The 19,794-nt window shown below is 60.1% G+C and carries 23 protein-coding genes and 1 tRNA gene; 13 read left to right on the top strand and 11 right to left on the bottom strand.

Features of this window, described 5'->3' with window-relative positions; genetic code table 11:
- Nucleotides 1-323: 323 nt before the first annotated feature.
- On the bottom strand, nucleotides 324-785 hold the full coding sequence (locus B5F27_RS00635) for a hypothetical protein (protein ID WP_087363850.1): 462 nt from the start codon (nucleotides 783-785) through the stop codon (nucleotides 324-326).
- 459 nt (nucleotides 786-1,244) lie between these two features.
- Between B5F27_RS00635 and B5F27_RS00630 the strand changes: the two genes are divergently transcribed.
- A complete protein-coding gene (locus B5F27_RS00630; RefSeq protein WP_087363847.1) occupies nucleotides 1,245-2,564 on the top strand; it encodes a phage/plasmid primase, P4 family in 1,320 nt (439 codons plus the stop codon).
- Nucleotides 2,565-2,803: 239 nt separating this feature from the next.
- Nucleotides 2,804-2,983 (top strand): hypothetical protein, encoded by a 180-nt coding sequence (locus tag B5F27_RS00625; RefSeq protein ID WP_087363844.1) that lies wholly within the window; start codon nucleotides 2,804-2,806, stop codon nucleotides 2,981-2,983.
- Between the two features lie 85 nt (nucleotides 2,984-3,068).
- Here the strand turns inward: B5F27_RS00625 and B5F27_RS00620 are convergent, their stop codons facing one another.
- The 3 genes from B5F27_RS00620 to B5F27_RS00610 are packed head-to-tail and all read right to left on the bottom strand — an operon-like array spanning nucleotide 3,069 to nucleotide 5,457.
- A complete protein-coding gene (locus tag B5F27_RS00620; protein WP_087363842.1) occupies nucleotides 3,069-3,797 on the bottom strand; it encodes an ABC transporter permease in 729 nt (242 codons plus the stop codon).
- 2 nt (nucleotides 3,798-3,799) lie between these two features.
- A complete protein-coding gene (locus B5F27_RS00615; protein WP_087246365.1) occupies nucleotides 3,800-4,549 on the bottom strand; it encodes an ABC transporter permease in 750 nt (249 codons plus the stop codon).
- Nucleotides 4,546-5,457, bottom strand: a complete 912-nt coding sequence (locus B5F27_RS00610; protein ID WP_087363839.1) for an ABC transporter ATP-binding protein — start codon at nucleotides 5,455-5,457, stop codon at nucleotides 4,546-4,548. Before B5F27_RS00610 ends, B5F27_RS00615 begins: the two co-directional genes overlap by 4 nt.
- A gap of 150 nt (nucleotides 5,458-5,607) precedes the next feature.
- Between B5F27_RS00610 and B5F27_RS00605 the strand changes: the two genes are divergently transcribed.
- The gene (locus B5F27_RS00605; protein ID WP_087246363.1) at nucleotides 5,608-6,294 is read left to right on the top strand and encodes a response regulator transcription factor; all 687 of its coding nucleotides are present in this window, start codon (nucleotides 5,608-5,610) and stop codon (nucleotides 6,292-6,294) included.
- Nucleotides 6,291-7,514, top strand: coding sequence for a HAMP domain-containing sensor histidine kinase (locus tag B5F27_RS00600; protein WP_087363836.1), 1,224 nt, complete (start codon nucleotides 6,291-6,293; stop codon nucleotides 7,512-7,514). The genes B5F27_RS00605 and B5F27_RS00600 overlap by 4 nt, the downstream gene beginning before the upstream one ends.
- A 186-nt stretch (nucleotides 7,515-7,700) precedes the next feature.
- On the opposite strand, the gene B5F27_RS00595 is transcribed toward B5F27_RS00600, so the two are convergent.
- Nucleotides 7,701-7,777, bottom strand: a tRNA-Val gene (locus B5F27_RS00595).
- 238 nt (nucleotides 7,778-8,015) lie between these two features.
- On the opposite strand from B5F27_RS00595, the gene B5F27_RS00590 reads away from it, so the two are divergent.
- A complete protein-coding gene (locus B5F27_RS00590) occupies nucleotides 8,016-8,195 on the top strand; it encodes a FeoB-associated Cys-rich membrane protein (protein WP_087246361.1) in 180 nt (59 codons plus the stop codon).
- Nucleotides 8,196-8,259: 64 nt separating this feature from the next.
- Here B5F27_RS00590 and B5F27_RS00585 read toward each other — a convergent pair whose 3' ends face one another.
- Together B5F27_RS00585 and B5F27_RS00580 are read right to left on the bottom strand one after the other, a co-directional pair.
- Entirely contained in the window at nucleotides 8,260-8,553 is a 294-nt protein-coding gene (locus tag B5F27_RS00585; protein ID WP_164488764.1) for a SqdX protein, read from the bottom strand.
- Between the two features lie 32 nt (nucleotides 8,554-8,585).
- Nucleotides 8,586-8,795: a hypothetical protein gene (locus B5F27_RS00580; RefSeq protein ID WP_087246360.1), complete on the bottom strand. Its 210-nt coding sequence runs from the start codon at nucleotides 8,793-8,795 to the stop codon at nucleotides 8,586-8,588.
- Nucleotides 8,796-8,977: 182 nt separating this feature from the next.
- Between B5F27_RS00580 and B5F27_RS00575 the strand changes: the two genes are divergently transcribed.
- From B5F27_RS00575 to B5F27_RS00565, 3 genes are read left to right on the top strand one after another with little or no spacing between them, the layout of a single operon-like run.
- Complete coding sequence (locus B5F27_RS00575) at nucleotides 8,978-9,601, top strand: XRE family transcriptional regulator (RefSeq protein WP_087363833.1); 624 nt, start codon at nucleotides 8,978-8,980, stop codon at nucleotides 9,599-9,601.
- A 12-nt stretch (nucleotides 9,602-9,613) separates the two neighbouring features.
- Nucleotides 9,614-10,306: a tRNA (N6-threonylcarbamoyladenosine(37)-N6)-methyltransferase TrmO gene (gene tsaA, locus B5F27_RS00570; RefSeq protein ID WP_087363830.1), complete on the top strand. Its 693-nt coding sequence runs from the start codon at nucleotides 9,614-9,616 to the stop codon at nucleotides 10,304-10,306.
- Between the two features lie 3 nt (nucleotides 10,307-10,309).
- Nucleotides 10,310-11,191, top strand: coding sequence for a LysR family transcriptional regulator (locus B5F27_RS00565; RefSeq protein WP_087363827.1), 882 nt, complete (start codon nucleotides 10,310-10,312; stop codon nucleotides 11,189-11,191).
- Between the two features lie 126 nt (nucleotides 11,192-11,317).
- Here B5F27_RS00565 and B5F27_RS00560 read toward each other — a convergent pair whose 3' ends face one another.
- The gene (locus B5F27_RS00560) at nucleotides 11,318-13,003 is read right to left on the bottom strand and encodes a GLUG motif-containing protein (RefSeq protein WP_087363824.1); all 1,686 of its coding nucleotides are present in this window, start codon (nucleotides 13,001-13,003) and stop codon (nucleotides 11,318-11,320) included.
- Between the two features lie 306 nt (nucleotides 13,004-13,309).
- Nucleotides 13,310-14,425 carry a sn-glycerol-3-phosphate ABC transporter ATP-binding protein UgpC gene (gene ugpC, locus B5F27_RS00555; protein WP_087363820.1) on the bottom strand — a complete coding sequence of 372 codons (1,116 nt, stop codon included), beginning with the start codon at nucleotides 14,423-14,425 and terminating at the stop codon, nucleotides 13,310-13,312.
- Nucleotides 14,426-14,564: 139 nt separating this feature from the next.
- On the opposite strand from ugpC, the gene B5F27_RS00550 reads away from it, so the two are divergent.
- The 5 genes from B5F27_RS00550 to B5F27_RS00535 all read left to right on the top strand — a co-directional run bounded on the left by B5F27_RS00550 (nucleotide 14,565) and on the right by B5F27_RS00535 (nucleotide 17,826).
- Complete coding sequence (locus B5F27_RS00550) at nucleotides 14,565-15,398, top strand: AraC family transcriptional regulator (RefSeq protein ID WP_087363817.1); 834 nt, start codon at nucleotides 14,565-14,567, stop codon at nucleotides 15,396-15,398.
- 83 nt (nucleotides 15,399-15,481) lie between these two features.
- Nucleotides 15,482-15,913, top strand: coding sequence for a MarR family transcriptional regulator (locus B5F27_RS00545; protein WP_087246354.1), 432 nt, complete (start codon nucleotides 15,482-15,484; stop codon nucleotides 15,911-15,913).
- Between the two features lie 109 nt (nucleotides 15,914-16,022).
- Entirely contained in the window at nucleotides 16,023-16,445 is a 423-nt protein-coding gene (locus tag B5F27_RS17090) for an MATE family efflux transporter (protein ID WP_242962008.1), read from the top strand.
- Nucleotides 16,446-16,451: 6 nt separating this feature from the next.
- Nucleotides 16,452-17,273, top strand: a complete 822-nt coding sequence (locus B5F27_RS17085; RefSeq protein WP_343214619.1) for a polysaccharide biosynthesis C-terminal domain-containing protein — start codon at nucleotides 16,452-16,454, stop codon at nucleotides 17,271-17,273.
- 37 nt (nucleotides 17,274-17,310) lie between these two features.
- Nucleotides 17,311-17,826, top strand: a complete 516-nt coding sequence (locus tag B5F27_RS00535) for a cytidylate kinase-like family protein (protein ID WP_343214617.1) — start codon at nucleotides 17,311-17,313, stop codon at nucleotides 17,824-17,826.
- Between the two features lie 273 nt (nucleotides 17,827-18,099).
- Here B5F27_RS00535 and B5F27_RS00530 read toward each other — a convergent pair whose 3' ends face one another.
- Together B5F27_RS00530 and B5F27_RS00525 are read right to left on the bottom strand one after the other, a co-directional pair.
- Nucleotides 18,100-18,594, bottom strand: a complete 495-nt coding sequence (locus B5F27_RS00530; protein ID WP_087246351.1) for a nitroreductase family protein — start codon at nucleotides 18,592-18,594, stop codon at nucleotides 18,100-18,102.
- A gap of 168 nt (nucleotides 18,595-18,762) precedes the next feature.
- The gene (locus B5F27_RS00525; protein ID WP_087363814.1) at nucleotides 18,763-19,779 is read right to left on the bottom strand and encodes an NAD(P)H-dependent glycerol-3-phosphate dehydrogenase; all 1,017 of its coding nucleotides are present in this window, start codon (nucleotides 19,777-19,779) and stop codon (nucleotides 18,763-18,765) included.
- Nucleotides 19,780-19,794: the final 15 nt, after the last annotated feature.

Genomic DNA, 19,794 nt, shown 5'->3' with positions numbered 1-19,794 from the left:
GCAATTGAATATGGAAAAATAAATCATATAGATATTTAGGCTCGATTCTCAAAGCATTCAGAGCAATCGGAGCAGTTTTAGAACAAATCAAATCGCTACATAAAACGGAACTGGAGGCCTCCCAAAAAGGGAGGGCTTTTCCGGTCTGTTTGTGTAGCGATTTTTGGTTTCGTAGCCCTGTTTGCACTTTGAGAACCGAACGACCGTCTGCATGGAATACCCGGCCAGGACCTCCCTCAGAACGACCAGGGGGAGCGAGCCGGACAACGCCGCCGGAAGGGGGCAGGAAGCTCATGCAGGGAGAGCGGCAAACCTTTCACTTTTTACAGAATCGTATGATCTGTACCGCCCATTGCCCGCAGCTCGTCCAGCGCATTGACCGCCGCATGGTTGAGTGCCTCGTTTTCAGGATCGGCAGAGGCTTTTTTGTTCGTGAGCCGGACTTTACGGATTGCCTTTTCAATCTCTCTGGAAGTATGTCCCGCTTTCAATGCCTGGATTGCAAAGTTGGCGATGGTAATGCAGTCATCCGGACTGAACTTGTCTTGTATCAGCATTCGCCCAAGCTGCTCCAAGATGCCTTGTTTCCCGCCTGCCGTTTGAGTGGAGGCATCGGAGCACCATAGAAGGTCACTGTCTGGAATTTCGGTAGCCGCTACCGAAATCAACTCGACGCCTTCATACATGTACACAGCATTGACAGCTTGCCGTCTGCTAGAAGCGTAAGCCTCGGTAATGTGCGTATCGATTTTTGGCCGGCCCCGGCCTCGCTTGTCCTGTTCCATGATTCCGCCCTCCTTCTACGCTGGGACTTTACTCTATTGTATCATAAACCTTCATCAAAGCATAGCACTGGAGGGATCAAAAAAGAATTTCGGTAGCGGCTACCGAAAATATTGCTCAACAGAATATTGACCAATAGGCCCTCTCGTTACGCTGCGAGAGGGCCTTGTTTTGTCCAAGAGCGTGGAAATCAGGGCATTTTGGGGCAAATTTCCAACCTCTTGGACATACGGGAAAGCTCTGGATTTTCTGCTATACTGTCTCCAATGTAAAACTGAATGACCGTCCTCACCGCCCAAACCGCCACGACCTCCACCCGGAGCGAGCGCCCGAAAGGGATGGCACAGCACCCTCAGAGATGAATGGTTGCCTGTCAGAAGCGATGAGGGAAACCGGCAAATGATCTGTCCCGGTATACGGCAAGACGCCCGATACCACCAACTGCAAAGAAAGAGGTGCCAATGAAATACGAAAAGCCCCGCAACCCTGCATGGCCTGATTGGTACGATGGCAAGAAGATCAATGAGATCCAGTTCTGCTACGACTTTTTGAAATTCCATCCACTCAAGTGCATCGCCGGCCAATTCTATACGCCGGACGGTCCTGCAGAGGACGAAACTGAAATCAAACAAAAGCTCCTGCTGGAGATTGAAAGCTATGTGACCAGCGGGCTTTCCAAGAAGGTGAACAGCATCCTGGACAGCCTGCGTCTGCTGGCCTATGCCGCTCCTATGGAAATTGAGGTCGACCGTATCCACCTGCAAAACGGAGTCTACCACCTGACCAACGGCACCTTTCAAGAGAGTAAGCTGTTCTGCCGCAACCGTTTGCCTGTCGCCTATAACGCCCAAGCCGCTGCCCCCGGGCGCTGGCTGACCTTTCTCGGCGACCTGCTTGACGCTGAGGACATCCTCACCCTGCAGGAGTACTTGGGCTACTGTCTCATCCCCAGCACCAAAGGTCAGCGGATGATGCTCATCATCGGCAAGGGCGGGGAGGGCAAGTCTCGCATTGGTCTGGTGCTCAAAAAGCTGATGGGCGACGCCGCCAGCAACGGCAGTATCCAAAAAATTGAGACCAGCCGTTTCGCTCGTGCCGACCTGGAACATCGCCTGCTGATGGTAGACGATGATATGGACATGAACGCACTTCCCAAGACCAATTACCTCAAGTCCATCGTGACCGCTGAGGCCAAGATGGACGTAGAGCGCAAGGGCATCCAAAGCTATCAGAGCGACATCTATGCCCGCTTCCTCGGCTTCGGCAACGGCGCGTTGACTTCCCTATACGACCACTCGGACGGCTTCTGGCGGCGGCAGCTCATCCTGACCACCAAAGAACGTCCAGCCGACCGGGAGGACGACCCCTTCCTGATCGAAAAGCTCTGTAAGGAACTGGAAGGCATCCTTCTCTGGTGCCTGGAAGGATTGACCCGGCTCCTGCGAAATAACTACAAGTTCACGGTCAGTGCCCGCGCTGCCGGCAATCTGGACACCGTCAAACGCAGCAGCAACAATGTCCTGGATTTTCTGGAATCGGAGGGCTACTTCCACTTCAAAGCCGACGCTGAGGTCAGCTCCAAGTGCCTCTATGAAGTCTACAAGGTCTGGTGCGATGACAACGCCTGCCGACCGGTGTCGCCCAACCGGCTCAGCACCGAGCTGAACCAGCAAAGCCTCCGTTATAACCTAGAATCCACCAACAACATCTATTTGCCAGGCGGCCGCCGGGTGCGCGGGTTTATCGGCATCGAGGCGCTCATCCACCCCTGCCAGCAGTAAAAATTTTTATAAAACAATGCTGTACAGCCTGTACGTACTGTACGCTGTACGGCAGCCAAGAAAGCTGCTTTTTCAAAAACAACGTATCATCAATTAAACTTCAAAAATCGTACAACGTACAGCTCGTACAGTCCTATCTTCACTGTACGCGAATTTTTGAATTAGTACACAATACTTAAAAGAATTGAGGTGAAATTTTATGAAGCACATCTTCCCCAACATGACACGGAGGACACTATTTGACCAGAAAGAAGAATATCGAAAAAGAATACGGCCTGCCCGCAGGTTCTCTCGAATGCCTGGCCCGGACATTTCTGCCCGGTATCCAGGCGTTTTTTGAAATCGAGGAAAACCAGAAGGCTTTCGAGGCTTGGCTTGCACGACGCCCGCAGGAGCCAAAAGAAGAAAAGGCTGCCTAAGAAAGTACAAAGGCAGAGCATCCTACCGGGCGCTCCGCCTTTTGACTGTTGTATGCCATCGTTGAACTCATCGGCCAAGCCGCCCTCACTCCGCCGCCGCATCCCGCTTTTGCGCCAGCCAGACCGAAAGGGCCGTAAAGGCTACGGTGTAGCACAGAGCCGACAGCAGGAAGGGCGCCAGGTCCAGCTCCATGGTGGGGTTGTTGGCCCGCATTCCCAGACAGAGCAACGCGTAAGGAAACAGATACCCCCACCCCTTGGCGGTGCACAAAAGGCCCAGGATGCCCCCTGCCAGGCCGAAGGCCACCGGCGGAGCGAACGTCCGCACCGCCAGACTGACGAACAGCTGCACCGCGCAGACCGATATGCTCCCCACCGCCCCGCAGAACAGCCACCCGGGCAGCTCGGGGGGCAGTGGGCCGGGCAGACCCACCAGTTTGCCGCTGAGGACGAATAACCCGCCGATGCACCCCTGGGCCAGCACCGACGTCCCGGCGGCCAGGATCAGCTTGGCCAGGCACAGGTCGGCCAGCGGCACCGGCGCGGTGAAAAAGTTGTTCCAGTTGTGGCTGGCCTGCTCCAGCCGCCACTGCCAGGCGCAGAACACCCCCAGCAAAGCCGGCAGAAAAAACAGGGAGGAAAACAGGGTGTGCTGGCTCCACAGGCTGTACCAGGCATTGTCCAGCACCTCGATATTACCCAGATAGTTGGCCGTGCCCAGGATGGCAGGCACCACCGGGAGCACCACAAAGGCCAGCCATACCGGAGCACGGCGGCATTTGCCCAGTTCCGCCCGCAAACAACGCAGCAGCATGGTCACACCTCCTTTTTCACAAACAGGGCCCGGCCCGCCAGCAGAAAGGCTGCGGCCCACACACAGAGAAGAATGAGGTCGGCGGGCGCAGGCCACTTCCAGAAAAAGCGGGTCACACGAGTGGCCTCGTTCCAGTCCATCCGCACCAGGGCCAGCAGCCCGTAATAGCCCCAGGGCACAAAGCGGACCAGGGCCGGCGGAAAGAGCATGGACAAGATCCCCAGAAAGCTGCCCGCGACCCCGCATACCAAGGCCGCCGCCTGGTTGGCGTAGTACAAAGACAGCCCCTGCTGCAAAGCGTAGACCATCATGGACACCGCCCAGGAGATGAGGGTGAACACCCCAAACCGCACCCAGGGGACCGTCCCGGGAAAATGGAGGGCCATCCCCATGGCTGCAAAAATGCCGGTGCGGACCACCAACAGAGCGCCCAGCACCAGAGCGCCCCAGGCCAGCTTGGCGGCATACAGCTTTCCTGGGTTTGCCATAGTTTCCAGCAGCTTCCAGGTGCCGCCCTTGTGCTCCAGCTCGCAGCTGCGGCTGGCCAGCACCGCTACGCTGAGGGGCAGGATGATGGCGTCGATGAGGGCCAAATTGTAGAGCAGCAGCATCCACCCCCAGGCCAGGTCCTCCGCATCCTGCCGGGTGAGGAAGGCCCCGAACCAGAACAGTTCCACCCCCAACACCGCAGCGCAGACCAGGACGATGTGCCGTCGCCGGCACTTGAAAAATTCCAGCCTGAGCAGGTTCATAGGCTCGCCGCCTTTCCGGTCAGTTTCAAAAAGATGTCCTCCAGACTTTTCTGCCGCTCCTCCAGCCGGAGGATGCCCAGCCGGTTTTCGGCCAAAAAGCCGGTCAGCCGGGCCGCCTCCCCGTCGGGCAGGATGGGCAGGATCAGATAGCCGTCCTCCTCCTGACAGGGCAGGCCCCGGTCCCGCAGCAAAGCCTGCGCCACCGGGTCATTGGTGGTGCGCAGGGCCAGATGGTGGGTGCTGCGGCTGTGCAGGGTCTCCAGGGTGTCCTGAAACACCAGCTCCCCCTCCCGGATGATGCCCACATGGTCGGCCATCTGGTCGATCTCGCTCAGCAGGTGGCTGGACACCACCACCGTCATCCCGAACCGCCGGGGCAGGTCGCAGATCAGCTCCCGCATCTCCTGGATACCTGCCGGGTCCAGGCCATTGGTGGGCTCATCCAGGATCAATACTTTGGGGTAGCCCAGCAGGGCGGCGGCGATGCCCAGCCGCTGCTTCATGCCCAGAGAATAATGGCCGGCCAACTTATCCCGCTGGCCGTCCAAGCGGACGATCTGCAGCACCTCCCGAATGTTCTTCTCCGGCACGCCCCGCAGGGACTGCACCACCCGCAGGTTTTCCTCCCCGGTCAGGTGGCCATAATAGCTGGGGCTTTCGATCAGGCTGCCCACCTGCCGGAGGATGTCCAGGCGGTTGGCGCTGTCCATCGTTTTGCCCAGTACCTGGATGCTGCCCGCGATGGGGTGCACCAGACCCAGGATCATTTTCAGGGTGGTGGATTTGCCCGCCCCGTTGGGCCCCAAAAAGCCATAGACACAGCCCTCCGGCACCCGCAGATCCAGGTGGGACACCCGCATGGCGTCCCCGTACCGCTTGCACAGGCCGTGTGTCTCAATGATCTCCATAGCAAGACCTCCTTCATGGCACCATCTTACCACTGCCGCCTTACCTGCCCATGAAGGCTACCTTACGTTTACCTTGATTTTGAGCCCGGCCGCTGGACGAAGGGCCGGCTCCTTTTTATAATGGAAGCAGTCGGGAAAGGAGGCTGTGCCATGGCCTACCGCATTTTGATCGTGGATGACGAGCCTGCATTGCAGCAGCTGGTGGGGGAGATTTTGTCCGGTGCAGGCTATGAGACGGACAGCGCCCTGTCCTGCGCCCAGGCCCTCGAACGGCTGCGGGCCGCCCCGCCGGACGCCGTGCTGCTGGACGTGATGCTGCCGGACGGGGACGGCTTTTCCCTGCTGGGAAAAATGCAGGCGGTCCGGGATCTGCCGGTGCTGTTCCTTTCCGCCCGGGATGAGGATGAGGACCGGCTGAAGGGGCTGGGCCTGGGGGCGGACGACTACATCACCAAGCCTTTTCTGCCCCAGGAACTGCTGCTGCGGCTGCGCTCGGTGCTGCGGCGGGTCTACCGGGAACAGCTCCAGGTCTCCCGTCTAGGCGATACGGAGATCGACTGGGGCAAGGGAACCGTCCGCCGGGGCGGCGCTCAGACCGCCCTGACAGCCAAGGAGTTCACCCTTCTGAAAACGCTGTGGGATGCCCGGGGCAACATCGTCACCACAGACGCCTTGTGCGAGGCCCTTTGGGACGGGCCGCTGGTGGGCTATGAGAACACGCTGATGGTGCACATCCGCCGCCTGCGGGAAAAGGTGGAGGCAGACCCCTCCCACCCACGCTATCTGCTGACGGTGCGGGGATTGGGCTACCGCCTGAAACGGGAGGGAGAGAGATGAATCTGCGCAGCTTTTTGAAAGGGACCCTGCTGATGACCGTCTCGGCGGCTCTCATCGCCCTGGTGACGGTAGTGGGATTTCTGGCCTTTATTTACTACAATAGCAGCGGGGGCCGGGATTGGGGCGTTCCCATTCAGCAGGTGTCGGATGCACTGGACCGGGACGGGACAGAGTACCAGTTCAAGGGTGAGGAACTGTTGGAAACAGGCTGCTGGGCCATGCTGCTGGACCAGCAGGGGCAGGTGGTCTGGTCTTTCCGCAAACCGCAGGAGGTGCCGGAACAATACACAGTTGCCGATGTGGCCGCCTTTACCCGCTGGTATCTTCAGGATTACCCGGTGCAGTGCTGGGTGCGGGAGGACGGGTTGCTGGTGGTGGGCTCCCCCAAGGGCAGCCTCTGGAAGCACGATATCGCTATGGACATCCGGACCCTGCTGCAAACGCCTTTTTGGTTTGGAGGCATCTTTCTGCTGGCGCTGGGGTGTGTGCTGGGGCTGTCCTATCGGGCAGCACGGCACTGGTTCCGGCAGGCCCAGCAGGCGCGGGACGCCGCCCGTTCCGAGTGGATCAACGGCGTCTCCCACGACATCCGCACCCCTCTATCGGTGGTGATGGGGTACGCTGCGCAGCTGGAGGAAGCGCCGGATCTCTCCCCCACCCGCCAAAAACAGGCGGCCATCATCCGCACCCAGAGCCAGGCCATCCGGGACCTGGTCAACGACCTGAACCTGACCATGCGGCTGGACTGCGCCATGCAGCCCCTGCGCAAAGAGACGGTCCATCCCGACAGCTTTCTGCGGCAGACTGCCGCCGATTTTCTCAACGGCGGCATGGCCGAGGGCTTCCCCTTCGAGATCGACCTTCCCGCCAAGCCCCTGCCCGCCGTCGAAGCCGACCCCTTCCTGCTGCGGCGAGCGGTGAACAATCTGCTCACCAACTGCGTGCGCCACAACGCTCCCGGCTGTTCCATCCACCTGGGGGCCCGGGCCCGGCAGGGCGGGCTGGTCCTCTGGGTGGAGGGCGGCACTCCGGCGGACACCCCGGCCCCGGCAGGGCCCGACCACCCTCTGGAGCCGGACGGCGGGGCCGCCCACGGCACCGGGCTGCGGCTGGTGGCCCAAATCGCCGCGGCCCACGGCGGGCAGGCCAGCTTCTATGCCGGGCCGCCTTTCCGCTGCGAGCTGTGGCTGCCCCTGGGGCAGATAAAAAGTGGGCCATAAGCGCAGAAACGGATCGCGCCGGATCATGATCCGCAGCAAAAAGGCAGAGCACCCTTACCGGGCGCTCTGCCTTTTATGGTTTTATGCAGTTGTGGTTGTCCTGCTCCCGCAGCGGAGCACCTCGTCCAAAGAAAAAACGTATCCGAACCCTTCCTCGTAGAGGATTGGGTTAGGATACGCCTTGTTTGGTGGAGAATTAGGGACTCGAACCCCAGACCCCCTGCGTGTGATGCAGGTGCTCTAACCAGCTGAGCTAATCCTCCGAATCGGAACAGGCATATTATATCATGAAGGCTGAAAAATTGCAAGCCCTTTTTTGCATTTTGGTCCAAAAATTTTTCCTGTTCCGCAAAGCGACGTTCAGTCGGTGTTTTTTGGGGTCAGGCATTGCCCCCGGGGTCAAAATCGTGTATACTAGAAGCCATCCGAACCGCTCCGCAGGCCCTGGCCGGCGGAATTCGGGCGGTTTGCTCCATCTCACACAGAAAAGAGGTTGTTTCTATGCTGACGGTGCGCGGGATCATCACCCTGGTGGTTCTGATCGTTCTGTTTGCCCTGGCGGTGGTCTGGATCTCCAAAAATGGCGGCTGGAAGGGCGAAGGCTGCGGCGGCAACTGCGCCTCCTGCCACCAGCGCTGCGAATCCCCCCGGACAACGGACAAAGATCCCCCTCAGACCTGACACCACAAGCCCCTGCCCGGCCTCTGCGCCGCCGGCGGGGGCTTTTCTGTTGGCTGCACCCGGCCTACAGCGCCCCTTCCTGGGCGGCGTACACCGCCAGGGTGCTCATCAGGTCGGTATTGGCCTTTTGATAGGTGGTGCGGCCAATGTGCAGTTCTTCCAGCACCTGTTCCTCGGTCCGGTGGCGGCGGTAGCGCTCCTTCAGGATGCCCGCCCGGATGGGGTCCCTGCGCTCATAATAGGCCGCGGTGCGGCGCAGCGCCTGGGCCCAGCTGAGGTTCCGGGGATCGGTCTGGCGCTCAATCAGTTTCCAGTGCCACAGCGCCGCGCGGCACTTCTGTCGATCTTCAATAGTCATGAATCCCCTCCCATTTTTGGATGATTTTCAATCTACTTTAAGTACCAGAAACACCGGGTCTGTTCCTCCGGGCTGAGGCCCAGAAGAACGCTCAGCCGCTGGGCTTCGCTCAGCTTGAACTCGCTTTTTCCCTCCAGTTTGTTCCGCAGCGAGCTGTCGCTCATCCGCATGGCCCGGGCCAGATACTTCCGCTTGTAGCCGCTGACCTGGACCCTCTGATTCAGTCGTTCACGATCAATCATTCTGTGCCTCCTTCTCAAGTTGTCGGGTTGATTCTCGATCTACTTGCAAGTCTACCATAAAGGTGATTTATTGTCAACATCTATTGGGTATTTCTCTGAAAAAGTTGATTTAAATGCAATTTTATGGTATACTCAGGGTGCAAAACCCATCGTTCACCCTGCAAACAAAAGGAGGCATTCCCATGTCGGTCCTGTCGGTCCGCATCCGCCAGAGGCGGGAGGAGCTGGGCATGAGCCAGGAAGAACTGGCCGCCCGGATGGGCTATCGGTCCAAATCTTCCATCACCAAGATCGAAAAGGGGATCAACGACATCCCCCAAAACAAGCTCGAGGACTTTGCAGCCGCCCTCGAGACCACCACCGCCTGGCTGCTGGGTCTGGAGGCGGAGGCCGTCCCGGTCCCCGCCGGCTTTGAGCCCCTGCCCCGGATGACCCAGGTGCCCCTGGTGGGGTCCATCGCCTGCGGCACCCCTATCACCGCCGAACAGAACATCGAGCGCTACATCGGCGTCCCCGCCGACTGGCACGCCGACTTTGCCCTCACCTGCCATGGGGACAGCATGTCCCCCACCATCCGGGATGGGGATATTGTCTGCATCCGGCTCCAGCCCGAGGTGGAACAGGGCGAGATTGCGGCGGTGCGCATCGGGGAGGAAGCCACCCTCAAACATTTCCACCGCCAGGGGGATACCGTCATGCTGCTGGCCGACAACGCCGCCGTCTGCCCGCCCATGATCTATGCCGGGCCCCAGCTGGCCGAAATTCAAATCGAGGGCAAGGCCGTGGGCCTTTGCCGCAGCTTATAAGGAGGTGTTTCGATGGCAGACCAGGATTTTGTCCTCCATCCCATCGCCCACATCGAGAGCGATTTCGCCGATAAATTCGGGATTCCCCGCCAGAGCGGCCTGGTGGACGCGCTGCGGGCCCGCATCGTCTTTGAGCCGGAATACCGGGACCCCAGCGCCTTCCGCGGGCTGGAACAGTTCAGCCACGTCTGGCTGCTGTGGCAGTTTACCCAGGCGGTCCGGGACAAGTGGTCCCCCACCGTCCGGCCGCCCCGGCTGGGCGGCAACACCCGGGTCGGGGTGTTTGCCACCCGTTCCCCGTTCCGGCCCAATCCCATCGGGCTGTCCTGCGTCCGGCTGGAAACCGTCCAGCAGGACCCCGTCCTGGGGCCGGTGGTGTGGGTGCGGGGGGCCGACCTGCTGGACGGCACCCCCATCTACGACATCAAGCCCTATATCCCCTATGTGGACAGCCATCCCGACGCCGCCGAGGGCTACACCGCCCAAACCCGGACCTATCACCTGGCGGTGGACTGTCCTGAGGAGCTGCGGGCCATGCTGTCCCCCGCCCAGTGGGAGGCTCTGGCCGGCGTGCTGGAAAACGATCCCCGCCCCTCCTACCAGAACGATCCCGACCGGGTATACGGGATGCGGTTTGCGGGGTTTGAAGTCCATTTCACGGTGGCGGAAGGGGTTCTCACCGTCCGCCAGATCACCAGGGAGTGAGCCATGGAACTGCGCAACATCAACACCTTTCTTCATGTGGCCGAGCTTCACAGCTTTTCCCGGGCGGCCCGGGAGCTGGGGTATTCCCAGTCGGCGGTATCCAGCCAGATTGCCCTCCTGGAGGAGGAGCTGGGAGTGCCGCTGTTTGACCGGGTGGCCAAGTCGGTCCGTCTCACCGACGCGGGCCAGACCTTTCTGCAATACGCCCGCACCCTGCTGACCACCGCCCAGCAGGCCAAAGCGGCCCTGCAGCCCACCCCCGAGGCCCACGGCACCCTGCGGGTGGCCATTGCGGACAGCCTGTGCAGCGCCCTGATGCCCCCGCTGCTGGAACAGTTCCACGCCCTGTGTCCCCGGGTAGAGGTGAGTTTCATCACCTCCAACACCCAGACCATGCAGGATCTGCTTTCCTCCAACCGGGCCGACCTGGCCTATACCTTTGACCTGCCCCTGACCAATCCCTCCAACCGGGTATTTCTGGACGAGCCGGAGTCCTGTTGTTTTCTGGCGCCGGCCGGGCATCCATTGGCGGGGCGGCACGACCTGGTCCTGGCCGATCTGGCGGGGCAGGAGTTTCTTCTCACCGAGCGGGGCATGAGTTACCGCGAAGCCCTGGAACAGCTGCTGGCGGCCCGGCAGCTGGCGCTGCGGCCCTATCTGGAGTTGGGAGACGCCGCCCTGCTGTGCCGGATGGTGGAGCAGGGGCTGGGGCTGAGTTTTCTGCCCCGGTACATGGTGGAAACCTGTCTGACGGGGCGGGCGGTACCATTGGAGGTGGCGGACTGCCGCATCGAGATGCGGCGGCAGCTCTTTTGCCACAAGGACAAGTGGATCACGCCCCAGATGGAGGTATTTATCCGGCTGGCACGGGGGGAGCCCTCCTGAGGGGAGCAGCCCGGCTCAGCCTTCCGCCCCCTGCTCTCTGTACGGAGCAGAGGTGCTTTGTATAGGGTGCAAAAAGCCCCCGGCCCGGGAGTGGGTCGGGGGAGAGAGTGGTTTATGGGATTGAAGTTACGGATTCCCCTTTGTCAGCTTGGGCGGGTTGCTGCTATCATACTTCCAGCCGTAGCCGCCCAGCTCCTCGTTCATGCCCTTAGCAGCTTCGGTCCAAGTAACACCATCTCCAACTTTCGTTGCTCCAGTATGGTTAGAATTATTGCCGACACCACAGTCCTTCTTATTGCTTCCAGCCCAATAGCAGGCTTCAAGGGAGCTACCAGGTCTATTGTTGCCCACGACACCGCCAGCATAGGCACTCGCACCGCTATCAACTTCACACGAGGCGTAACAGGCAACAACCTGCGCACCATTGTTTCGACCTACTACACCGCCGGCATTCGTATTACCGATAGTGGCAGTTATCGCACCCGTCGTATGATAACAGGCGACAACAGTGGCATCCATCATATTATTTCCAACCACACCGCCAACTCGGCTATTGCTGCCGTTGGCTGTTACCGGCGCTGTCGAGGAACAGCCAACCACTTCTCCGCCCGCATTGCCGCCAGCCACGCCGCCGACACTGCTAGCGTTAGTACCTGAGACATTGGCCCCTCCGTTTACAGAGCCCGATACCTCGCAGTTTTCAATGCGACCACAGTTATATCCCGCCACTGCGCCCACATACTGGCTGTTTTCTGCGGTTATGCTTACATTTTCCAGCTTCAGGTTTTTCACGGTGCCGGAACCCACATAGCCAAACAGGCCCTGGTTACTGCTCTTAGATGTATGAATTTCCAGATTGGTGATTGCATAATTTCCGCCATCAAATATTCCGGTGTATCTATCCGAGTCACTTCCAACCGGTGTCCAGGTACATTCACTGAGGTCAATATTATTCTTCAGGGTACAGCTTATTGACGGATCATCTTGCGCCGCCTCTGCCCATTTCATCAGGCCATCGGCATTGTACACCATATATGTGCCGCCCTCTATCGTATAGCCGGCAACATGGACTGTAACGGTTGCAGTTTCGGTAACATCGCCCTCCTTATAAGTGATGGTCACCGTTACATCGCCCTCCTTCTCAAACTTTTCGGGCGAAACGGTATAACCAGTAACCGGCTTGGAAGTCGAATTGCTGTAATAAGCGGTGACAATCATACCATCTGTCTTAAACGGTTCTCCCACATGGTATTCTGTCTTGAAATCACCGCTCACCGAAATTGAAATTCCGGTCAGTACCACCGGTCCATCCTCTTCATCATCCTGGTTGGGCCGGCCTGCTTTCACCACGGTTACATCCACGGCAACATAATAGCCCCCGTTTTCCTCCACCATGGAAACATGGGCCTCATACTGACCGTCTGAGGGCAGGGAACCAAAAATCCTGCTCCATTCAGCCATGGCCTGCCGTGCCGCTGCATCGGGGTCTGTGCCCAGCTGAAAAACAACATCCAGCGCATGATCTCCCTGCTGTCCGTCACCAAGCCTTGTAAATTGAATGCTGCTTCCGGTCAGATTCATGCTGTTGATGATCCGAGCAAGGATTTCCTCCTCGGTGCCTCCCTGGTCTACCGCTTCTCGCAGAGCTTTTTCCAGATCGGGGTCACTGTCAACCGCAATATTTTTATAGTAACCGTCCAGCAAATCCAGGATAACCTCCGTCAGGGGGCCGCTTCCTCCACATCCTGTCAGTACCAGGCACAGGGCCAGGGCCACCGACAGCAGCACAGCCATACATTTTTTGAGATACATTTTTCTCCCTCCTTCTGATTTTTGTTCGGCAAAGTGTACCTTTCCGAACAATTTCAGAGGAGAAATTCATTCTCTTGATGTATTGCTATTATGTAGAATTTTTGTTATAATTTTAGCAAGAAACTCCGTGTTTTGCCCGTTCGGAAAGGTACACTTTTTCGAACGGGTTTTCCTTTTCCCGCAGACACAGAAAGCCGCCGGCACAACGTGCCAGCGGCTTTCTGCGTTAGGAGAAGCTTACGTCTCTATGATGAGGGGATCTATGACAGATTCAGTGGGTCCCGCGCAGGCGGGGCCAGGGCCGTCTTAGTTCAGGACGGTCAGCTCGGTCTCCACGTCGAAGACATGGACCTTGCGAGGATCGAAGGCAACGCGGACGGTATCGCCATGGCGAGCCTTGGAGGTGGGGGACACACGAGCGGTCATCTTGTTGCCCTTGTAGTCCAGGTACAGGTAAATCTCGGCGCCCATCATTTCGGAAACCTCGACCTCAGCGTTCAGCTGGCAGTCGGTGTGCTTTGCCATAAACTCGGGCTCGTCGTCGATGTCCTCGGGACGGATGCCCATCTTGACCTTCTTGCCGACATAAGCGTCCAGCTTGCCGTCAGCGGTCTTGTCCTTGGGCAGGGGAACGATGTCGCCGCCCAGGTCGATGCCGTACTGGTCGCCCTTCTTGGTGACGATGCCGTCCAGGAAGTTCATCTGGGGGCTGCCGATGAAGCCTGCGACGAAGGTGTTGCAGGGGTAATCGTACAGGTTCTGCGGGGTATCGACCTGCTGGATGATGCCATCCTTCATGACGACGATGCGGTCGCCCATGGTCATAGCCTCGGTCTGGTCGTGGGTAACGTAGATGAAGGTGGTAGCCAGCTTCTTGTGCAGCTTGATGATCTCGGTGCGCATGCTGGTACGCAGCTTAGCATCCAGGTTGGACAGGGGCTCGTCCAGCAGGAAGACAGCCGGGTTACGGACCATGGCGCGGCCCAGGGCGACACGCTGACGCTGACCACCCGACAGAGCCTTGGGCTTGCGGTCCAGCAGGTGCTCGATCTCCAGGATCTTGGCGGCCTCGTGGACGCGCTTGTCGATCTCATCCTTCGGGGTCTTGCGCAGCTCCAGGCCGAAAGCGATGTTCTTGTAAACGGTCATGTGGGGGTACAGAGCGTAGCTCTGGAACACCATGGCGATATCACGATCCTTGGGAGGAACGTCGTTGATCAGGCGGCCGCCGATGTACATCTCGCCCTTGGAGATCTCCTCCAGGCCGGCGATCATGCGCAGGGTGGTGGACTTGCCGCAGCCCGAGGGACCGACGAAGATGATGAACTCTTTGTCCTGGATCTCGAGGTTGAAGTCGGTGACGGACGGGGCGGTAGCGCCCGGGTAAATCTTGTAGATGTGCTGGCAGCTAATCGAAGCCATGGTGTTGCCTCCTATATACAATGGACGGTGTTTCAAACGTTCTTGGATGGCCCTTGACGGGGCTCTCACTTGCTGGTACTATAATAGCAGATATTTTTGTGATATGATATAGCATTTTATTGATTAGAGGTGTCGGATATTGATTTATCATTGGGAATCCACCGCCGCCCTGGCTGCCGTACGGGACGAACAGACCGACGCCCCCCTGATCCTGTCCGGCGAAGGGCTGTGGGTCTGTCTGCTGTCCAGCGGCAGCTGCACCGCCGCCATGGGGGATCTGTCGGGCTCTCTGCCCCCGCTTCCCCCCAAGCCGGTGGAGGCCGGCGGCCTGATTCTGAGCCGCGGCCCCCTGGTGCTGACGCCGTCGGGCGAATGTCATTTTCTCTGTCTGATGCTGACCGGCTCGGCCCCGGCCCAGATGCTGGCCGGCCTGCCGGAACAGCCCTTTTCCGCCCGGGGCGAGACCTGCCCCGGCGCCGCCGAGCTGATGGGCCGTCTGGCCGGAGAGGAAGCCGGTTCCAGCCGGTCGGTGAGCCAGCAGGTCTTTACCCTGCTGTGCGAGCTGGCCACTGCCGACAGCGCCGCCCCTCCCCTGCCCCCGCTGGCCGCGGCGGCCATTGAGGACATCCGCCAAAACTACGCCGGCCTCTACGGCGTGGAGGAGCTGAGCGAGCGGCTGAGCGTCTCCAAAAGTCATCTGATCCGGGTGTTTACGGCGGCGGTGGGGGTGCCGCCGGGACGCTATCTCACCGGGGTGCGGATTGAAGCCGCCATGAAGCTGCTGCTGCACCGGGAATACAGCTTGGACGTGGTGGCCAGCCTCTGCGGCTTTTCAGGGGCCAACTACCTGTGCCGGGTCTTTAAAAAGGAGACCGGCCAGACCCCGGCCCAGTGGCGGGCCGCGGCGGCCCGCACCGCCATCGCCGACCTGTCCGCCGACGAGCGCACCCGCGAACAGGAAATGTTCATCTGACCCCTGCGGCCTTGACAAACGCCGCAAAGGGTTTATAATATGTAATTGGTTACCTATTTACGAGAGGTGGGACAAAACGGACTATGATGCCTTTTGGTCTGAAAATTGCCATCATCAACCGGGCTTTCCGCAAGAAGCTGGACGAAAAAGCCGCCGCCATGGGGCTGACCTCGGTTCAGCTGCGGGTGCTGGGTTCCATCAGCCGGCTGGAGGCCGCCGGTGCGGCCGAAATCCACCAGAACGATCTGGAACGGCTGGAACACGTCACCCACCCGGCCATGACCAAAATGCTCCAGCGCCTGGAGAGCAAGGGCCTGATCTCCTGCACCCCCAGCGCCCAGGACCGCCGGTACAAGAAAATCACCTGTACCGACCAGTCCGCTGGCATCCACAAGATGATTCTGGAGCAGGACGCGGAAGTCTTTGCCGAGCTGTGCCGGGACCTGACCGACAGCGAAAAGGCGGCCTTCAACGCCCTGGCAGACCGGATTCTCCAGAACATCGACGCCGAATAACCCCAGACGCCTTCCCGGGCGGTGTGCGGTGGAATCTTCCCTGCACACTGCCTCCTTTTTGCCCTAATAGGTAACCAGTTACTTATATAGTCAAAGGAGAGTATGAGAAATGGAACAAACGACACCCCAAAATCAAAGCTCCTTCGCCACCGAACCCATTGGCCGGCTGATCGCCAAGTTCGCCATCCCCTGCGTCATCTCGCTGCTGGTGAACTCCCTGTACAACATTGTGGACCAGATTTTCATCGGCTGGGGCGTGGGCTATCTGGGCAACGGCGCCACCAACGTGGTGTTCCCCATCACCATTGTGGCCCTGTCCCTGTCCCTGATGATCGGCGACGGCGGCGCCGCCTATCTGAGCCTGAAACTGGGCGAAGGCGACCTTGAAAACGCCCGCAAGGGCGTGGGCAACGCCATCGTCCTGGTGACGGCGGTCAGCATCATCCTGGCCGCGGTCTTTCTGGTGTTCATCAACCCCATTCTGAACCTGTTCGGCGCCACCGACGTGCTGCGGCCCTACGCCCTCCAATAAGGCTGGATCATCGGCGCGGGCCTGCCCTTCATGATGATTCCCGGCGCCCTCAACTCCATGATCCGCGCCGACGGCAGCCCCAAATACGCCATGTTCTCGATGGCTCTGGGCGCCATCATCAACACCATCTTTGACCCGGTCTTTATCTTTGTCTTCCACATGGGGGTCCAGGGCGCGGCCATCGCCACCGTCATGGGCCAGGTAGCCTCCTTTATTGTGTCGGTGGCCTATCTGCCCCGGTTCAAGTCCCTGCGGTTCCAGGCTTCCTCGTTCCGGCTGAAGAGCCGCACCTGCGGCAGCATCCTCAGCTTCGGCGTCAGCGGCTTTATCACCCAGTTCGCCATCACCATCGTCATGGCCCTGACCAACAACCTGCTGGCCTCCTACGGCGTCAAAAACTACACCCGGGTCAAAAAGGCCCTGGACATCGCCTTTGTCCTGTCCGAGATCGTCTCCATTGTCGCCTTCCTGATCTTCCAGTTCACCCCCATGACCATCGTCTCCCTGTTTGGCTCGGAGGAAGGGCTGTACAACGAGTTCGCCGTCATGGCCTTCCGCATCTTCCTGCTGCTGTGCCCCCTGACCGGCTTCCAGACGGTGGTGGCGGTCTACCTCCAGGCGGTGGGCAAACCCATCAAGTCGGCCATCCTGTCCCTGGCCCGTCAGATCATCTTCTTTGTCCCTGCGGCCCTGATCCTTCCCCGGTTTCTGGGCGTCACAGGCGTTCTGTGGACCGGCCCCGTGGCGGACGGTCTGGCCTTCCTTCTCTCGCTGGGCCTGCTGCTGTACGAGCGCAGCCTGCTGAAAAAGGCCGAGGCCGCTGCCTGAGCCTGTCCCCCATCCCATGAAAGGAGCACATCGCAACATGAAAAACCGAGTCATCACCATCAGCCGTGAATTTGGCAGCGGCGGCCGCACCATCGGCAAAAAGACGGCGGAAGCCCTGGGCATCCCCTGCTACGACCAGGAACTGATCCAGAAAATCGCCGCCGAGAGCGGCTTCCACGAGAGCTACGTCCAGGACGCGGCAGAGGACTCCACCGGCGGCTTTCTGGCCTCTGCCTTCGCCCATCATCCCCAGGGCCACAGCAACGCCGACTACCTCTGGAAAATCCAGTACAAGATCATCACCGAGCTGGCCCAGAAGGGCCCCTGCGTGATTGTGGGCCGCTGCGCCGACTACATCCTGCGGGACACCGCCGACTGTCTGCGGGTGTTCATCCACGCCGACCCGGCGTTCCGGGCCGACCGGATTGTCCGGGTGTACGGCGAGCGGGAGGAATCCCCCCAGCAGCGCATCCGGGACAAGGACAAGCGCCGGGCCGCCTATCACCGGTTCTACACCGACATGAAGTGGGGCCACGCCCAAACTACGACCTGACCCTCAACAGCGGCACCCTGGGCATTGACCGCTGTGTCCAGATCATCACCCAACTGTATTGAGCCCAGGCCCCGCCGGGCGGCACAGGTTTTCCCGCCGGGCAGGGTTCCAACCGGTATCCTTGGGGGCGGACTCTGCACGGCTCCTTTGGATTTCATTCTCCCTCTTTCCTCTTTGCGGCATCCCAAAAAAGCGCCCCCGCCTAGGGCTGGCATCCGGTTGTTTCCGGATTTGGCCGGCACAGGGCGGGGGCGCTTGTGTTTTGAAACAGTCTCAGGTCAGCCAGTGGACCCGGGCCGGGTCATAGCGGTCCTGGGGCTTCGGCTCCACGGCGGGATAGCCGCAGGCGATGATGGCAAAGACATACAGGTCCTCCGGCAGGTTCAGGGCCTGGGCGGTAGCTTCCATCCGCATCTCAATGGGGGCAATGCCCAGCCACACCGCGCCCAGTCCCTGGGACACCGCCTCCAGCAGAATGTTTTCTGCGGCGGCGGAACAGTCGATCTGGGCGTATTCGGGCCGGCTGCAGTTGCGGCGGCAGCAAATCACAATCCCCAGCGGCGCGCCTTTCAGGCTCAGGGCATAGAGGCTGCATGCGGCCAGGGCATCCAGGGTCTCCCGGTTGGTGACGGCGTAAAATTCCCAGGGCTGCTGGTTTCGGGCCGAGGGGGCCGCCATAGCGGCCCGCAGAAGCTGTTCCACCTTCTCCTGTTCCACCGGACGGGGCTCAAACTGCCGGACGCTGGCCCGGCTGAAAATCTCATTCATAAGGGTTTCCTCCGCTGTGTTTCCGGTCGGCAGAAAGGGCGGCCATCGCCGCCCGCTCTGGGGCCTGTGGGTTCAACCTACCACACAAGTGGTGTTTTTGTCAAGGGCTCCAAACCAAAAGCGGCACCATCCCGCAGGACAGTGCCGCTTGCATGATGCCGAATCTTCTCAGAAGGTCAGTTCGCCCTTGGGATCCCGGGTCATCAGGGCGTTGACGGCGTCGGCGGGGTTCATCCCCTGGTTCACCACGGCGTTCACGGCCCGGACGATGGGCATATCCACCTGGTAGCGCTCGCTCAGCTCGATGGCAGCCGGCAGGGCATTCATGCCTTCCACCACCATGCCCACTTCCTTGACCGCCTGCTCGGGGGTGCGGCCCTGGCCAATCAGCTGGCCGGCCCGGTTGTTCCGGCTGTGCTGGCTGGTGGCGGTGACGATCAGGTCGCCGATGCCGGCCAGGCCCGCAAAGGTGTGGATATTGCAGCCCATGGCGGTGCCCAGACGGGCAATCTCGGTGATGCCGCGGGTGATGAGGGCAGCGCGGGTATTATCGCCATAGCCCAGGCCGGTGGAAATGCCCACGCCCAGCGCGATGACGTTCTTGAGGGCGCCGCACAGCTCCACGCCCTTGATATCGGGGTTGGTGTACACCCGCATGCACTTGTTGGTGAAGGCGTCCTGCACAATGGAGGCCGCCTCGGTGTCGGCCGAGGCCGAAACAATGGTGGTGGGCAGATCCAGCGCCACTTCTTCGGCGTGGGTGGGGCCGGACAGGGCCACCAGCCGGAAACCGCGGGGGCCGTCCTCTTTGGCCAGCTCATCGGCCAGAACCTCGGTCATGGTGAACAGGGTCTCGGGCTCGATGCCCTTGGCCACATCCACAATCAGCTGGCCATACCGGATGAAGGGCCGGGCCTTGGCCGCCGTGGAGCGGACAAACACCGAGGGAACCGCAAAGACCAGAATATCCTGGCCGCTGCACACTTCCTCCAGATCCTTGGTGAAGCGGAGCGACTGGGGCAGAACCATCCCCGGCAGGTTGGGGTGAACCCTCGTCTGGGCGAGGTCGTCGATCTCCTTCGGAATAGCGGACCAGACCAGCACATCGCTGCCGCTCACCGACAGCATCCGCGCCAGCGCGATTCCCCAGGTGCCTGCACCCAAAATACCAATTTTCCGTGCCATTGCTCGCAACCTCCG

It is taken from the genome of Faecalibacterium sp. An192, from assembly GCF_002160175.1.
In the GTDB taxonomy this organism is placed as follows: domain Bacteria; phylum Bacillota; class Clostridia; order Oscillospirales; family Ruminococcaceae; genus Faecalibacterium.
Note: the sequence above shows the minus strand (reverse complement) of the source record. Positions and strands in the feature narration are given on the sequence as shown.

Excerpts from the sequence above, each read along its gene's own strand:
- B5F27_RS00525 (WP_087363814.1), bottom strand. The coding sequence starts at position 19,779 with ATGGCACGGAAAATTGGTATTTTGGGTGCAGGCACCTGGGGAATCGCG.
- B5F27_RS00530 (WP_087246351.1), bottom strand. The coding sequence starts at position 18,594 with ATGAATGAGATTTTCAGCCGGGCCAGCGTCCGGCAGTTTGAGCCCCGT.
- B5F27_RS00585 (WP_164488764.1), bottom strand. The coding sequence starts at position 8,553 with ATGACTATTGAAGATCGACAGAAGTGCCGCGCGGCGCTGTGGCACTGG.
- B5F27_RS00615 (WP_087246365.1), bottom strand. The coding sequence starts at position 4,549 with ATGAACCTGCTCAGGCTGGAATTTTTCAAGTGCCGGCGACGGCACATC.
- B5F27_RS00635 (WP_087363850.1), bottom strand. The coding sequence starts at position 785 with ATGGAACAGGACAAGCGAGGCCGGGGCCGGCCAAAAATCGATACGCAC.
- B5F27_RS00600 (WP_087363836.1), top strand. The coding sequence starts at position 6,291 with ATGAATCTGCGCAGCTTTTTGAAAGGGACCCTGCTGATGACCGTCTCG.
- B5F27_RS00535 (WP_343214617.1), top strand. The coding sequence starts at position 17,311 with ATGAAAAACCGAGTCATCACCATCAGCCGTGAATTTGGCAGCGGCGGC.
- B5F27_RS00545 (WP_087246354.1), top strand. The coding sequence starts at position 15,482 with ATGATGCCTTTTGGTCTGAAAATTGCCATCATCAACCGGGCTTTCCGC.
- B5F27_RS00575 (WP_087363833.1), top strand. The coding sequence starts at position 8,978 with ATGTCGGTCCTGTCGGTCCGCATCCGCCAGAGGCGGGAGGAGCTGGGC.
- B5F27_RS00580 (WP_087246360.1), bottom strand. The coding sequence starts at position 8,795 with ATGATTGATCGTGAACGACTGAATCAGAGGGTCCAGGTCAGCGGCTAC.
- B5F27_RS00630 (WP_087363847.1), top strand. The coding sequence starts at position 1,245 with ATGAAATACGAAAAGCCCCGCAACCCTGCATGGCCTGATTGGTACGAT.
- B5F27_RS00590 (WP_087246361.1), top strand. The coding sequence starts at position 8,016 with ATGCTGACGGTGCGCGGGATCATCACCCTGGTGGTTCTGATCGTTCTG.
- ugpC (WP_087363820.1), bottom strand. The coding sequence starts at position 14,425 with ATGGCTTCGATTAGCTGCCAGCACATCTACAAGATTTACCCGGGCGCT.
- B5F27_RS00610 (WP_087363839.1), bottom strand. The coding sequence starts at position 5,457 with ATGGAGATCATTGAGACACACGGCCTGTGCAAGCGGTACGGGGACGCC.
- B5F27_RS17090 (WP_242962008.1), top strand. The coding sequence starts at position 16,023 with ATGGAACAAACGACACCCCAAAATCAAAGCTCCTTCGCCACCGAACCC.
- B5F27_RS00605 (WP_087246363.1), top strand. The coding sequence starts at position 5,608 with ATGGCCTACCGCATTTTGATCGTGGATGACGAGCCTGCATTGCAGCAG.
- B5F27_RS00560 (WP_087363824.1), bottom strand. The coding sequence starts at position 13,003 with ATGTATCTCAAAAAATGTATGGCTGTGCTGCTGTCGGTGGCCCTGGCC.
- B5F27_RS00565 (WP_087363827.1), top strand. The coding sequence starts at position 10,310 with ATGGAACTGCGCAACATCAACACCTTTCTTCATGTGGCCGAGCTTCAC.
- tsaA (WP_087363830.1), top strand. The coding sequence starts at position 9,614 with ATGGCAGACCAGGATTTTGTCCTCCATCCCATCGCCCACATCGAGAGC.
- B5F27_RS00620 (WP_087363842.1), bottom strand. The coding sequence starts at position 3,797 with ATGCTGCTGCGTTGTTTGCGGGCGGAACTGGGCAAATGCCGCCGTGCT.